We start from the raw sequence: 14,042 nt of genomic DNA on the forward strand, positions 1-14,042 counted from the left end.
CCAATATCCAATCAGCGACGCACCCGGGATCGGCGCCAGAACGCCATGGCAACCAATCCCCCGGTCAAGAGCAGTCCGGTTGACGGCTCGGGGACGGAAGAAACGGTCAGGGTGATGCCATAGGTTCGGTACGTGGAGCCTCCGGCCAGGACATCGGCCGAGTTTTGGGCGGTGTAGTTGCCCCCGCCGACAAAGAGGTAGTAATCGCCAGGTGCCAGATCGGTGAAAGTAGCCGCCACGGTGCCGTCGGCAACGCCGTCCCCGTTGATCCCGGAAGCACCGCCGTAGTTGACCGAAGTACCATCAGCGGCATGGCCTATCACTGTGTTGAAGTCCATTTCCGTGCCCGCAACGTTGTCCTGGAAGATCTTCCAGGGATCAAGCGCACGGAAGGCCCCTTCTTTGCCGGAACCGCCGATACCCGCCCCATCGAAAACTCCATTGCCGTTGTTGTCGGTGAAACTGTCGCCGAACTCCCAAACACCATCACCCTCAAGGTCGGTGAACTGTTCGCCCAGATCCCAACTCAGACTGCCGTTGGTGTCCACGAACGGATCGCCGGCTTCGTAGCCGCCATTGCCGTTGGTGTTGACGAACGATTCCCCCACGGCACCCGTGCCAAACTGTCCGGTGAGGTAGGACACCGTGGCCGCAGCGGTGTCATGGGTGGAGGCCACAAACGCCGGGGTCTGGAAAAGGGTGAAGGCGGGGAGGAGGGTGTTGGCCGGACCGGTGCCGGCCGCGCGACGTGCCACCTCGATGGCCACGGTTTGGGTGGTGGCGAGGGTGAATTTGAAGGCGGTGAGGCGGTGGGAATCGCCCCAATTTCCGTCGGTGGCATCGGCCCAACCGAAGCTGCTGGAAACGGTGCGGTTGCCATTGACCTGGGTGGTGTTGTCGATGGGACTGCCGTTGTTGAGGGTGCGGTCGCCGCTGACGCTGACATGGGCGGAGACCGGGGTGAGGCTGCCGGCAAGCGATGCGGCGACCAGGAGCAGATGTTTGGCATTCATGTTATTGAATCGATCGTGATGGGCAAATTTATTGTTAGGTTATCGGGAATCGATTGTCGCAGGGCGCGACAGCCGGTTCCCGGGTTGGGTCAGTAGGTTGGATAGGCCTGCACAGGCAGCGCACCGCCAGGAAGCCGGGCCTGCGGCAGCAGGCGCGGAGAATCCCCTGCGGACGGGCCAGGGTGGCGGCAAAGGCAGGACGGATCAGGCCAACCGGGGCGGGGGCGTTGGAGGGGTGCCCGAAACGAGGGGCGCGTATTCCTCAATGACCGGATATGTCCATGGGGACGGGGCCGGACGGACGACCACGGGAGCCGTGGCCAGGAGGAAATCTTTCTTCAGGTCGGGCAGCTTGCCGTGATCGGACTTTTCCTTTTCCTGCTGTTTTTTTTCGGCGATGGCCTGGCACATCTTGCAGGGGAATTTTCCACTGAGGGTCATTTCGATGGCCCGGGCTACCGGGACATGTTCGGAGTATTCCCGGACCATGTTGACCCAAGCCACCCCCTGCAACACGACCCAATGGCCGCCGCAGGACAGCACGAAGGCCGTCAACAGGATGGAAGCATAAACACGGAGGAACACCCTGCTCTGATACCAAGCCCCACCCAACCCGTCAAACGAAACCCCGGCAAGAAGCGCCATGGCAACTTTTTCCTGTGCTGGTGGTTGTACCAACCCATGAACACACGGTTGGTTTTTCTCGTTTTTCCGCTTCTGACGACGCTCTCCCTCCAAGCGTATGATCCGACAGTCACCGGACCGGCCCCGACCTACATCGACCGGAATTTTGCCGTCTCTTCAGACCGAATCCTGCCAGTGCGCATCTTCCTCCCGAATGAGAAGGCCGTCTGCCCGGTCATCGTCTTCAGTCACGGACTTGGAGGATCCCGTGAGGGATCGAATTTTCTCGGCCGACACTGGTCCTCCCGCAGCTATGTCACGGTTTTTCTACAACACCCCGGCAGCGACAGTTCGGTGTGGCAGGGCGAGGCACCGGGAGAACGCCTTCAAGCCATGAAGCGCGCCGCCAGCGGAGCCCAGTTCATGAACCGGGTGCGCGACGTCAAAGGAACGCTCGACCTCCTGACCCGTCTTAACGCCGACCCCAAGGATGCTCTCGCGGGAAGACTGGACCTGTCCCACATCGGCATGTCCGGCCATTCGTTCGGAGCGATGACCACCCAGGCGGTTGCAGGCGAGTCCCTCGGCACGGGCATACTGGGCAAGGGGGCCAGCCTGACCGACACACGCATCCGGGCCGCCGTCATCATGAGCCCCAGCCCACTGGCCAAGGTTGATCCGCAAACCAGTTTTGGAGCGGTCGCCCTGCCCTGGCTTTTGATGACCGGAACCCACGACGGTGCTCCCTCGGGCCTCAGTTCCGTCACTCCGGCCGACCGACTCAAGATTTATCCGGCCCTGCCCCCGGGGGACAAATACGAACTGGTTCTAGATCAGGCGGAGCACTCGGTCTTCACCGACCGCAAGCTTCCCGGCGAACACAAGGAACGCAACCCCAACCACCACCGGGTCATCCTCGCCACCAGCACAGCTTTCTGGGATGCCACGCTCAAAAACGATGCCGCTGCCGCGGCATGGCTGAAGCACGACGCCCGCTCGGTCATGGAAGAAAAAGACTGCTGGCAATTCAAATAAGACCGGGGATTTTTTAACCGCCAGGAACGCGGAGGACGCGAAGGTGCTTTAGTTACAAGAAGAATCCAGTGGAATGTTTTTTCAACAAGAGGTGATTTGCTTTGTTATCCGCCTGAGGCTGATTAATTTCTGTTCGATGTTCTCGGTTCGTCTGATCATCGACCCTTCCAGTGACAAGGCCTGGAACATGGCCGTCGACGAGGCCCTGCTCCGCCTGGTGTGTGTCCCCGTGCTGCGCATCTACCGCTGGACCGAGCCGGCGGTTTCCATCGGCTATTTTGAAAAAGCGTCCGATGTCCCGGCAGGCCGGCCCTTCGTCCGGCGTTACACCGGAGGCGGACTGGTGGACCACGCCGAGGATTTTACTTACACCCTGGTCCTCCCAAAAGATCATCCCCTCACCCTGGCTGGAACCGGGCCGAGCTATGAGGCCATCCACGCCGGAATCAACACGGCCTTGCAACGGGAAGGCATTGATGCCCGCCTGACTCCGGTGAACGACGCAGTCGACCACCACGCCTGTTTCCAAAAGGCCGTGCGCTTTGACATCGTGGACGCGAAGGGCCGCAAGCTGGCGGGAGCGGCCCAGCGCCGGACAAGGGAAGGCTGTCTGCACCAGGGAAGCATCCTGCCCGGAAAGTTCGATTTTGATTCCCTGGCCCGGAATACGGCCCAAGCCCTCGAGCCGGTGTTGGAAGGAACCCTCGAAGAATCATCCCTCACCCGGGCCGAAATCGCAAAAGCGCAGGAACTCGAAGCCAGCCGTTACCGCACGCGGGAATGGAACGAGTCCCGGTGAACTAGAGCAATTCCGGATTAGATAGGCACAATAGACTGTACAATCCCTGTCCGATGCCGTACCAAACTGGGGATGAACCCATTGAGTGCAGATTTAAGGAAGCGGATCATTGCAGCGCGTAAAAAAGGCCACCGTATCGTCGATATCGTCGAGCACATGGAAGTCAGCCGTAGCAGTGTCGTGCGGTTGTGGAACCAATTCACCCAGCAGGGCCATTATCAGCCCAAGCAGCAGGGCGGCTACCTGCGGTCCCGTCTGGAAGGGCATGACTCCAGTCTGCGCCAGTGGATTGCTCACCGGCCCGACCTGACTTTGGAAGAGATCAAGGAGCGCTGCCGCACCGAACTCGGGGTGGTGATCGGCAAAAGCGCCGTGGCCGATCGTCTGGTCAAGCTGGGACTGTCCTTTAAAAAAAACCCTGCGCGCTGCCGAGCAAGAGCGGCCCGACATTGAGCAGGCACGCCTTGCCTGGAAGCAAAAGCAAGCCCTGTGGGATCCCCGTCGGTTGGTCTTCATAGACGAAACCGGTCTGAACACCAAGATGACGCGGCTTTATGGACGCTCCGCGGTCGGCGAACGTTGCAGGGACGCCGTGCCTCATGGTCACTGGCACAGTTCCACCTTCCTTGCGGCCTTGCGCCATGACGGGTTCACGGCCCCGCTGCTCATTGATGGGGCCTTGGATGGGGACATGTTCCGGGCCTATGTCGAACAAAGTCTGGCTGCCACATTGAGTCCGGGGGATATCGTCATCCTCGACAATCTCTCCAGTCACAAGGTCCATGGAGTGCGCCAAGCCATCGAAGCCCGTGGAGCCCATCTGCTTTACCTTCCAGCCTACAGTCCCGATCTCAATCCCATTGAAATGGCCTTCTCCAAAATCAAAGCCTTCTTACGCCGGGCTTGTGCAAGAACCTACGAAGAACTCATGCGGGCGGTCGCAGACTGCTTGTCACTGTTCACTCCACAAGAATGTATCAACTACTTCACTCATGCACATTATGTGTCTATATGATCCGGAAATGCTCTAGGGTTGACCGATCGGTGAATGGAGTCTTTGCCAGCCAAAATCCGTATAACTTCGCGAACTTAGCGTTCTTCGCGGTAAACAACTGCATAGTTACGGCTCAGCAGGAGCTTTGCCCTCCCGTAAGGCACTTGGGTCCTGCCCAAAGGATTCGGGGACTAAAGATTCAACGCCCTCTACCTCTCTGTTCTCTGTTTCCTCTGTATCCTCTGTGGTGAATCATTCGGGCATGAGCGCCCGTTTCCACACCGCTTCCTCAAAACCGACCAAGCCGACCCCGGGTCCGATCGCGAAGGGCCGGCGGATGAGGTTGCCGTTGGCCGCCAGCAATGCCAATGCCTCCGCGGGTTTTATGCCGGGGAGCTGGTCCTTCAAGCCTAGGGCGCGGTAATCCCGGCCCGAGGTGTTGAACAGTCGCCGGAGGTCCCCACCCTGGGCCGCGAGCACGGCCCGCAATTCTTTCTCACTTGGCGGGGTTTCGCGGATGGGGATTTCCCGGAATTCCACCCCGCGGGCGCGGAGAAATTTCAGGGCCTTCCGGCAGGTGTCGCATTTGTCGTAAACGTAAACCTTCAGCACCCACCGATTTGAGCGCAAGGATCGGAGTTGTCCAACCGCGAAAGCTCAAGCAAACTACTGCCATGCGCATCCTGGCCGCGGCTGATCTTCATTACGCGCTGCGGCAATTCGACTGGCTCGGCACGGACGCCCCCGCCTGCGACCTCCTTGTCCTGGCCGGCGACCTCCTCGACATGGGTTCGTCCGTCGATCTGGAAGTGCAGGAAGTGGTGGTGCAGAAATACCTCCGCCGGTATTCCGCCGGGAAAGTTTTGCTCACGTCCTCGGGCAACCACGACATCCAGGACCTGTCCCCCACAGGAGAACGCACCGCGCGCTGGATGAAGGAACTGGGAGGAGATTCGATCAAATCGGACTACGATTCCCATGAGCAGGACGGGGTGTTGTTCAGCGTCTGCTCCTGGTGGGACGGTCCGGTCAGCCGGGCCCAGACCGAGGCCCGGCTGGCGGAGGACGCGGCCCGCGCCAAGAAGGCCTGGATCTGGTTGCACCACAACCCGCCCGCGCGCACGCCGGTGGCCTGGACCGGAAAGCACGATGGCGGCGACCCCGTGGTGGTGGAGTGGATTGAGCAATACCAGCCCGACTTGGTCTTCAGCGGCCACATCCACAACGCACCCTTTTACGGCGAAGGCAGTTGGCACGCCCGCATCGGCAAGACCTGGATCTTCAATCCGGGGAAACAGATCGGCGGCGAACCCACCCGCATCCTGGTCGACCTGGCCGCCCGCCGGGCCCAATGGTTTTCCGCTGAAGGAGTGGATACACTGGAGTTGTGAACAGTGCAGATTGAGAAAAGTTAGTGGCAGCGGCCAAGACGCTTGGACGCCACCCTTTGTCAAGATCTCGGGCTGACCCCATGTGCATACCATGTGCGCCATATGCTACGCTTTGTTTCGCGCTTTGGCTCAAACGGATAGTTCGCTTATGCCTTATGTTGGCAGAAACTGCTTCCACTGTTCTTTGACGTAATCAATGAATTCATCTACTCCTGGGGAATTGCAAACAGTAACAAGCTCCATGCCAAGATTTGTTAAAATAACATGACCGATAGGCAGCTCATTATTTTCTTCGTTAGGCAATACAAGATTTAGTGGTTTTCCACAGTATGATGCAGCAAACATTTTTGGTAGACCAGTTCTGTTAAAACCAGCAAGCCCCTGAAATTGCACTAATCCAATGCTGTCCAAATGAACAAGGGAATTAAAGTTGATTCCCTTCTTGTTGTATATTTCTGCCATCGGATCGAAAATTAATGTTGTAAATGCCCCAACATTCCAACCAAAACTACAAAGATTCTGAAATAACTCAGCATCACGCTTGTCGAGGTCTCCTAGAAAATTTACTGTTCGTTTTGAAAAGGTTCCGGGAGAATTAGCTTCTCCGGCTAATACCTTTGCCCAGATCTGTTGCATTTCGTCATCCGAGACAATACGTGACTTATCAAAAAAGTTTGTCACCCAGTCATCCTCGATAAGACTTGGATCTGAATTTTCCTCAAGTTGAGGAAGTGCTTTTGCGGTTATGTTTTCCATGTTGTCTTGTCGTTGTGCTTCCTCCTCCACAAAGCGGCACATTGCTCGTCTGTGCAGATTAGTGACTTGAATCTCTGACTGAGCCTTAATTAAATTAGCCTTTGCTTGGGCTTTAGCTACTCTCTCGATCTGCCAAGGCTCAAATAGACCTCCAACAGCCGAAGAGACTTTTTTGATGAGGGTGTCCGCAGGCTTAGAAAGCTTGCCTAGATTTACGAGTGATATTGATTGATCGTCAGACATATGTTTTTTGTTGAGCCTTGGGATCAACGTCTGACATTTGACAGTGTCTTGCTACTATTTTTCAAATAGTGGCGTCCTCAAACACTACTCGCACTGGCCGGGCCGAAGTGCTGCTTAAGAGGTTCTGTCAATTGCGTCAATTGTCAGACGATGATCCCTGTCGCTTCAGTATTGCCTCGGTTGTTTTGATGTATTCCAAGTGTTCCGCGTTAGTCGCGCGACCTAGCGCGTTGGCTGGATGCGAAAGTCAACCACTCTATCTGTTTAGAAGAATCATAAATGAGTTTCATGTAGTAGCCTCTTACTTCGCCCACATGAGAGGCAATCTTACCTTGTAACGGAAAATTCAGGCTCTTTTTCTGTATATGGTATTCCTTCAGAATATCGTAGTTCAGGCTTGGATCAAAACAGATTTTAATTGTGGGGTTTGTGGATATATATCGCAACTGAATTTGGGCTATCCCAATGGATACATGTCCTGCCATCTTCCTGTTAAACAATAACAGCCACTTACACCAAAGGTACTCAATCAATCGAAACCAAGCAGGCCTGAAAAATGATTCAGTGATCAAAATTGCTATCAAATCAGGATCTGATCGGCCGCTCCGGAGAAGCCTTGCTATTCGAGGAGACCATGAAGATAAGTGACCTTTGATGGTCGTCACGCAATTGTTGCCGAAGCTTTCTGTCGGTAATTAGCGATGTTGCAACACCCGCTACAAGCGCGACGATCAATCCCAATACTATAATCTGTCCAAATAACAGTATGCGAATCTCTTTCCAGAGCCCTATCAGATCACCAGATTTAACATATGGACGCGCCCAATCGTAGCTGATCTCAAAAATTGTAATAAAACATCCAAAATAAACAAAATAAATAATTGTATATATAAGTATATTCTTTTTGGTGGCGACCGCATGTTCACCAAAGGTGATTGCTGACTGCACCAAACCAATTAGTTTGTATGCTACGAAAAGTATAAAAAGGCCCAAAAAGACGACACAGGCAGAAAAAAGCTTGATGCAAAACCTGCTATCGCTGGTGTAACAACTACAGATATAGTCATAGAAATAATTGAGTTCCGAACGATCTTTTTCTGTAATTCATCCAATTCTTTTTTTGATAAACTTGCTCCTTCCCCAAAAAACCAATCATCAGCCAGATATTTTGAGAGGTCTTTGTTTAGTTCCCTAAAGGGGAAAATTGAAAAATAGATTGGGACATAGAATAGTTTCTTAAAACGTCGGATGATTCCGGGCACCTCAATGAAAAGAAGGGCTACAATCACCGGGATAAGCTGAATCTCTAAATTCCAGAGGTTTTGAAACATATACTTGTTGGCTATGTGAATGATATGGCAGATAGGTAATGGTGTATTAAACGACGAGCTTACTTTTGCACGAAACCCAACCTGATCCGTTCCCAGAACCCTAGCTCAAGGCGTTAGTCTGTCGAGAGGGAATGGAGAGCGGGGCTTCGGCGGCCAATGGGGTCAAGGGGCCACAGAACGGCGGCAGGGGACTGTCCCGTGACCGCGTCTTGCGGACGCGACCTCGCGGCAGCCCTACAGGTGATTCGTCTGGTCAGCTTAATTTGGTGTTATACCCAAACACGTTGAGTAGGCGGCGGGTTTTTCGGGAAGGCGAGGCTCCCGGGTCCACCCGTAGCGTCGTATGGCGGGACCGGGCCGTTCAGTGGTCTTTCTTCCGAAGGCGGCTCTGCAGGAGCTTCGCCCTCCCGCTGGGCGCACGATGGCCTGATGATTGTGGTTTTGTATCAATCCAAACCGAAAAACTTCGCGTCCTTCGCTTTCTTCACGCTCCTCGCGGTGAGCAACAGCCTACTTACGGCCGCAGACTGGCTTCCGGAAGCCTCAGGTCTTGGGGACGCGGTGGGCGAGGTTGAGCAGGACTTCGTCGAGCATGCCGAGGTGGTCCTGGCGGTCCTCGTACTGGGCCTTGATGTCGGCCAGGTAGCCAAGCATGCCTTTCAGGCGTTTGGCCAGCAAGTCGGCCACGAAGAGGGTGAGCTCGGGCGTGGAACTGAGGAAGGCCCGCCCGCCGCGGGTCACGTGGCAGACCACCTCGGTGACCGCTTTCACGTCGACCTGGTGGGGCACGTCGAGCAGAACGGACAATTCCCCGACGATGGAACCCGGTTCGGTGATGAAGGTGATGGGCGTGTCGCGCTGGACCACTTCGAGTTTCCCGGAAACCAGGATGTAGAGGCACCCGGTCTTCTGGCCCTGGGGCAGTAGCACCTCGCCGGGGGCGAAGCGGACCTGTTCCAGATCGCGGCAGAGTTCGAGGACGGAGGCCATGACGGCAGGATGCCGGAGGACGGACGGCGGACGCCAGCAAAAAGACGGGCCCGGACCTGATGCCACCGTTTCAGAGCCCACCCGGGCGGATACTGGAGCCACCCACTTGAAACCATACCCCGCATCTTATGATAAGCAGTTGCGGAGAATATCAATATGCACTATTTGTATGTCATGAAGACCACCATTGATATTCCCGATCAGGAGCTTTTGGACGCGATGAAGTACTCCGGAGCGACCACGAAACGGGAAGCGGTCTTGCAGGCGTTGCAGGCATTCAACCACAAGAACCGCATGGAGGAATTGCTGAAGTTTTCAGGCACCTGCGACTTCCCTACGAATGAATCCCTGGAAGTGCTGGAATCCAAAGAAGAACGGCGGCGATGACGTTGGTGGACACCTCATCCTGGGTGGAGCAGCTCCGCAAGCGAGGCCGGGCGGATGTGCGGAAGCGGGTGGAGGATTTACTGCGGAACGGCGAGGCGGTTTGGTGTGCCCCGGTGGAGTTGGAATTGTGGGCCGGGGTGGGTTCGGATCATGAACGGAACGTATTGCGCCGTTTTGCCGAGGTGCTGCCCCGTCTTCGGGTGGATGACACGGTGTGGCAACGGGCGGTTCACTTGGCCGATGCCGCGCGGGCGCGGGGATTGACGGTGCCTTCTTCGGACATTCTGATTTTTGCCTGTGCCCGGGAACACGGCGCCGCGCTGGAGCATGCAGACCGGCATTTTGAAATGCTGGAAAAGTTGGATGCTGCAGGATGATGATACCAACTCCGATTGATTAGTCGCGAAAGCGCCCCGGAGGGCCGTACGCTGAGCGGCTTGGTCGCCCCGTGATGCAAGCAAATGGGGCCCGTCTTGCAACCACGCTTCAAGCGGCGACCCTCCGATTGAAACAGGCTCATTCAACATGATTTGGCATTGGCCACCTATCTGATTGATGGCAGAAAAATAGGGAGTGGACTGAAGGCTATTCCGAAGAAGAGCCGCGACTCCGCCTGGAGCGGTCCGGTTCAACCGGATGCGGCTTGCTCGGCGCGTTTGCGCTTGTTGGGGTCGAGGTGCCGCTTGCGCAGGCGCAGGCTGAGCGGTGTCGCTTCGAGCAATTCGTCGTCGGCCAGGTATTCCAGCGCGCGTTCCAGGCTCATCTTGATCGGGGTCATGAGCTGGATGCCCTTGCCGTCGCCCTGCGAACGCATGTTGGTCAGGGCTTTGGCCTTGCACGGATTGGCCACCATGTCCTCGGGACGGACGTTTTCGGCGAAGATCATGCCGCAATAAACCGGTTCACCGGGTCCGATGAAGGGCTTGCAGCGTTCCTGCAGGGCGGAGAGCGAGTAGGCGGTCGATTCCCCGTTTTCCATGGCGATGACGACGCCGTTGTTGCGGCTGACGACTTCGCCGCGGAAGGCGCCGTATTCCTTGAAGATGTGGGACATGATGCCCATGCCCTTGGTCATGTTCTTGAGGTCGGTTTCGAAGCCGATGATGCCGCGGGTCGGGATGTCGGCGGTGACATAGACCGTGGTGGCCTGGTGCTTCATGTCCTTGATCTCGCCTTTCCGGCTGGCGAGGTTCTGGAGGGTATCGCCGAGGTTTTCCGTCGGGACTTCCACGTAGAGGGTTTCGATGGGCTCGAGCTTGTTGCCGTTCTCGTCCTTCTGGAAAATGACCTGCGGGCGGGAGACCATGAGCTCGAAGCCCTCGCGGCGCATCTGTTCGACCAGGATGGCGATCTGCATTTCGCCGCGGGCGCTGACGATGAAGGTGCCGGCGGCATCGGTGTCCTTGACGAAGAGCGAGACGTTGGTGCGGGTTTCCTTGATCAGGCGGTCGCGGATGTGGCGGGCGGTCAGGAGTTTGCCCTCCTTGCCGCAGAGGGGACCGTCGTTGACCATGAATTGCATTTCGATGGTCGGGGGATCGATGGCGACGAAGGGGAGGGCTTCGGCGGTCTCCGAATTGGTGATGGTTTCGCCGATAAAGACTTCTTCGACCCCGGCCAGGCCGATGATGGTGCCAGCGGTGGCGGATTCGATTTCGACCTGCTCCAGCCCATGGTAGCCGAAGAGTTTGGTGACCTTGGCCTTGGTCTTGGTGCCGTCGCCGTGGCTGCACCAGATGGTTTCGCCCATCTTGATCGTGCCGGAGTAGACCTTGCCGTAGGCGATGCGGCCGACGTAGTCCGAGTAGTCGAGGTTGGCCACCAGGAGGGTGAAGTGTTCGTGCGGGAGGAGCTGGGGGGCGGGCACGTATTTGAGGACGCTGTCGAAGAGGAAGGTCATGCCGGCGTTCTTGGTCGCTTCGGTGAGTTCGCCTTCCCATTTCTCGACCGCGAAGCCGTCCTTGCCCGAGGCGTAGACGATGGGGAAATCGAGCTGCTCGTCGGTGGCGTTGAGTTCGAGGAAGAGTTCGAAGACCATGTCGAGGACGGCATGGGGACGGGCGTTGGGGCGGTCGATTTTGTTGATGACGACGATGGGCTTGGCCCCGACTTCGAGGGCCTTGCGCAGGACGAATTTGGTCTGGGCCTGGGGACCGTCGAAGGAATCGACAACCAGGAGGACGCCGTCGATCATCTTGAGGATGCGTTCGACTTCGCCGCCGAAGTCGGCGTGGCCGGGGGTGTCGACGATGTTGATGTGGACGCCCTTGTATTCGAAGGAGGCGTTCTTGGCCCGGATGGTGATGCCTTTTTCCTTTTCCAGGTCCATGGAATCCATGACGCGTTCGGCGACGACCTGGTTGGTGCGGAAGGTGCCGGCCTGCTTGAGGAGCTGGTCGACCATGGTGGTTTTGCCGTGGTCAACGTGGGCGACGATGGCGATGTTGCGAATTTCTTTCATGGGTATTCCGTGGAAAAGGAGGACTAGGTCTAGCAGCCGCCCGGGGACGGGCAAGGCCTTTGTGTGCGACGGCTGAAGAGTCGGACTCCCCGGGGTCAGCGTTGCAGGATGATTTTTTGCCCGGCTTCCACTTTGAGGAACTGGCCGGCGGAGCCTTCCTTGACCGCGATCTCGGCCTCGTCGTCGCTGTTGATCAGGATGAAGGGGCGTTTGTCGGGGGCTTCGGCGTAGTTGGCGATGAAGGGCAGGGAGTAGGTTTTGCCGCCGACGAGCACCCGGAGGAGGGCGTTCTTGGGCATGGGGTCGAGGAATTCGCGGGGGATGTTGGTCAGGACATTGCCAAATCCGTCGATGTGGGAGATTTCGCCGTTCACTTTGTCGCCGAGGGTGGCGGGTGGGTTGATGGAGAGGAGATTGAGTTTCTTCATCACCGGGCCGACGGACGAGAAGGAGGTCCCGGCGGCGAGGTGGGCCGCGACCGGTCCGAAGATATCGCGGCCATGGAAGGTGGAGGAAACATCCGGGGTGCGGAACAGTTCCCGGTTTTCGATCGAGCGGGCTTCGGCGAGTTTTTCCCGCAGGACGACATGGCTGAACAGGCCGTTGTCGGGTCCGATGAAAATACGGCCGGTGCGGGTTTGCAGGGCCACGGCGGCGCGGGCCGAGCCCACTCCGGGATCGACGACGGCCACCACGATGGTGTCGGCGGGGAAATGACGGACCGCCTTGTCGAGGAAGTAAGAACCTTGGCGGACGTCGTGGGACCGGATGGTGTGGCTCAGGTCCACCAGCCGGGCATCGGGATAGATGGACAGGATGGCGCCCTTCATCTGGGCGACGTAGGGGTCCTGGGAACCGAAGTCGGTGAGCAGGGCGATGGGGCGGTTCATGGGGGGAGGCGTGCTGCAGGAAACCCACACCAGGGAAACCCCGGCCAAGAGAAGCAGGGGCCACCGGCGGAGGTGGCGGTGGAGGAGAGAGGAGCAATGGACTGGAAGGGCGCTGGACACGTTGGCAGAACATTAACGGAGACGGGGAGAAGGTAAACCTTGGAAATCGGGAAAGCTGGGGCATGTTGGGGGTAGATTCGGCTTGAAGAACCCGCCGATGAAGCCCCAGTTTTAATTGCCTCCCCGACCATGGCCAACGCGCTCCTACCCGAATACCTCCAGTTCCACGGGCAGTCCCGGAACACCGGGTGCATGACCGTGCAGAGTGATTTGGGCACCGCCCTCATCTACATGATGGACGGCGAGGTCATCCACGCCGAGTCCGAAGGGCAAAGGGGCATCATCGCGCTTTTTCAAGCCATGGGCTGGGATCCGGTCACCATCAGCTGGCAGGAAGGAGCCATCCCCCCGGTCGTGCAGTCGAGGCACCCGGTCGATGCCCTCCTCTTCCAATACGCCCAGCTCGAGGACACCCAGCAGACCGACATGGAGTCGCTGCAAAGAAACTTTGGCGACAGCACCCATGAACCGGATGACATCCGCCTGATGGATCTGGGCCAATACCAAATTTCCTTCGAGGTCCTCAACACCCCCTTCCGCGGTTTTCTTTTTTACCTGGAGAAGGCCGTCTCCCTGGTCGGGCGCGGGGAGGACTGCGACATCATCCTCCCGGACGCCTCGGTCTCCAGCCACCACTGCAAGATCACCCTGGAAAAACACTGCATCCGCGTCGTCGATCTTGGTTCGACCAACGGCACCCGCATCAACAACGAGATCATCGCCGAACGCATCCTCCAGCCGGGAGATGCCTTCCAAATCGGTTCCGTCATGGTGGCGATGAACCTGAAGCTGCGCCGCAACCTCGATGCCCAGAAGGTGGCGTTGACGACCAAGCAGTTGAATGTCTCCACCCTGGCCGCATCCGGTCAGACCCAGTTGATCGACCCCAAGGCGCTGATGAAGAAATCCGGCAAGCTCGAGGGGCCCATCACCTGGAAAAACCTCACCGGTGAAGGGGCCAAGAAGGGCGACAACAGCCTCTTCACGAAGATGTTCGGCAAGAAGTGA

The 14,042-nt window shown here is 57.4% G+C and carries 16 protein-coding genes; 8 read left to right on the top strand and 8 right to left on the bottom strand.

Annotated features, from left to right (window positions below):
- Nucleotides 1-11: 11 nt before the first annotated feature.
- Both SFU85_05155 and SFU85_05160 read right to left on the bottom strand, forming a co-directional pair.
- A complete protein-coding gene (locus SFU85_05155) occupies nt 12-1,013 on the bottom strand; it encodes a PEP-CTERM sorting domain-containing protein (GenBank protein MDX6766156.1) in 1,002 nt (333 codons plus the stop codon).
- 204 nt (nt 1,014-1,217) lie between these two features.
- The gene (locus SFU85_05160; protein ID MDX6766157.1) at nt 1,218-1,658 is read right to left on the bottom strand and encodes a hypothetical protein; all 441 of its coding nucleotides are present in this window, start codon (nt 1,656-1,658) and stop codon (nt 1,218-1,220) included.
- Nucleotides 1,659-1,694: 36 nt separating this feature from the next.
- On the opposite strand from SFU85_05160, the gene SFU85_05165 reads away from it, so the two are divergent.
- From SFU85_05165 to SFU85_05180, 4 genes are all read left to right on the top strand, one after another.
- A complete protein-coding gene (locus SFU85_05165; protein ID MDX6766158.1) occupies nt 1,695-2,672 on the top strand; it encodes a hypothetical protein in 978 nt (325 codons plus the stop codon).
- 136 nt (nt 2,673-2,808) lie between these two features.
- Nucleotides 2,809-3,471: a biotin/lipoate A/B protein ligase family protein gene (locus tag SFU85_05170; protein ID MDX6766159.1), complete on the top strand. Its 663-nt coding sequence runs from the start codon at nt 2,809-2,811 to the stop codon at nt 3,469-3,471.
- Nucleotides 3,472-3,543: 72 nt separating this feature from the next.
- On the top strand, nt 3,544-3,924 hold the full coding sequence (locus SFU85_05175) for a hypothetical protein (GenBank protein MDX6766160.1): 381 nt from the start codon (nt 3,544-3,546) through the stop codon (nt 3,922-3,924).
- The gene (locus SFU85_05180; protein MDX6766161.1) at nt 3,920-4,486 is read left to right on the top strand and encodes an IS630 family transposase; all 567 of its coding nucleotides are present in this window, start codon (nt 3,920-3,922) and stop codon (nt 4,484-4,486) included. The genes SFU85_05175 and SFU85_05180 overlap by 5 nt, the downstream gene beginning before the upstream one ends.
- A 231-nt stretch (nt 4,487-4,717) precedes the next feature.
- Here SFU85_05180 and SFU85_05185 read toward each other — a convergent pair whose 3' ends face one another.
- Entirely contained in the window at nt 4,718-5,077 is a 360-nt protein-coding gene (locus SFU85_05185; GenBank protein MDX6766162.1) for a Spx/MgsR family RNA polymerase-binding regulatory protein, read from the bottom strand.
- A 62-nt stretch (nt 5,078-5,139) separates the two neighbouring features.
- Here SFU85_05185 and SFU85_05190 point away from each other — a divergent pair, with 62 nt between their 5' ends.
- Nucleotides 5,140-5,856: a metallophosphoesterase gene (locus SFU85_05190; protein ID MDX6766163.1), complete on the top strand. Its 717-nt coding sequence runs from the start codon at nt 5,140-5,142 to the stop codon at nt 5,854-5,856.
- 153 nt (nt 5,857-6,009) lie between these two features.
- On the opposite strand, the gene SFU85_05195 is transcribed toward SFU85_05190, so the two are convergent.
- From SFU85_05195 to SFU85_05205, 3 genes are all read right to left on the bottom strand, one after another.
- Complete coding sequence (locus SFU85_05195; protein ID MDX6766164.1) at nt 6,010-6,855, bottom strand: DUF2806 domain-containing protein; 846 nt, start codon at nt 6,853-6,855, stop codon at nt 6,010-6,012.
- Between the two features lie 968 nt (nt 6,856-7,823).
- Nucleotides 7,824-8,186: a hypothetical protein gene (locus tag SFU85_05200; protein ID MDX6766165.1), complete on the bottom strand. Its 363-nt coding sequence runs from the start codon at nt 8,184-8,186 to the stop codon at nt 7,824-7,826.
- A 543-nt stretch (nt 8,187-8,729) separates the two neighbouring features.
- Nucleotides 8,730-9,176 (bottom strand): cyclic nucleotide-binding domain-containing protein, encoded by a 447-nt coding sequence (locus tag SFU85_05205; GenBank protein ID MDX6766166.1) that lies wholly within the window; start codon nt 9,174-9,176, stop codon nt 8,730-8,732.
- Nucleotides 9,177-9,350: 174 nt separating this feature from the next.
- Between SFU85_05205 and SFU85_05210 the strand changes: the two genes are divergently transcribed.
- Both SFU85_05210 and SFU85_05215 read left to right on the top strand, forming a co-directional pair.
- Complete coding sequence (locus SFU85_05210) at nt 9,351-9,563, top strand: type II toxin-antitoxin system VapB family antitoxin (GenBank protein MDX6766167.1); 213 nt, start codon at nt 9,351-9,353, stop codon at nt 9,561-9,563.
- The gene (locus SFU85_05215; protein MDX6766168.1) at nt 9,560-9,940 is read left to right on the top strand and encodes a PIN domain-containing protein; all 381 of its coding nucleotides are present in this window, start codon (nt 9,560-9,562) and stop codon (nt 9,938-9,940) included. The genes SFU85_05210 and SFU85_05215 overlap by 4 nt, the downstream gene beginning before the upstream one ends.
- A 251-nt stretch (nt 9,941-10,191) precedes the next feature.
- Here the strand turns inward: SFU85_05215 and typA are convergent, their stop codons facing one another.
- Together typA and SFU85_05225 are read right to left on the bottom strand one after the other, a co-directional pair.
- Nucleotides 10,192-12,024 (bottom strand): translational GTPase TypA, encoded by a 1,833-nt coding sequence (gene typA, locus SFU85_05220; GenBank protein ID MDX6766169.1) that lies wholly within the window; start codon nt 12,022-12,024, stop codon nt 10,192-10,194.
- A gap of 95 nt (nt 12,025-12,119) precedes the next feature.
- On the bottom strand, nt 12,120-13,034 hold the full coding sequence (locus tag SFU85_05225) for an SAM-dependent chlorinase/fluorinase (protein ID MDX6766170.1): 915 nt from the start codon (nt 13,032-13,034) through the stop codon (nt 12,120-12,122).
- Between the two features lie 129 nt (nt 13,035-13,163).
- Between SFU85_05225 and SFU85_05230 the strand changes: the two genes are divergently transcribed.
- On the top strand, nt 13,164-14,042 hold the full coding sequence (locus SFU85_05230; protein MDX6766171.1) for an FHA domain-containing protein: 879 nt from the start codon (nt 13,164-13,166) through the stop codon (nt 14,040-14,042).

Source organism: Candidatus Methylacidiphilales bacterium, from assembly GCA_033875315.1.
GTDB lineage: Bacteria > Verrucomicrobiota > Verrucomicrobiia > Methylacidiphilales > CAZTYG01 > JANRJG01.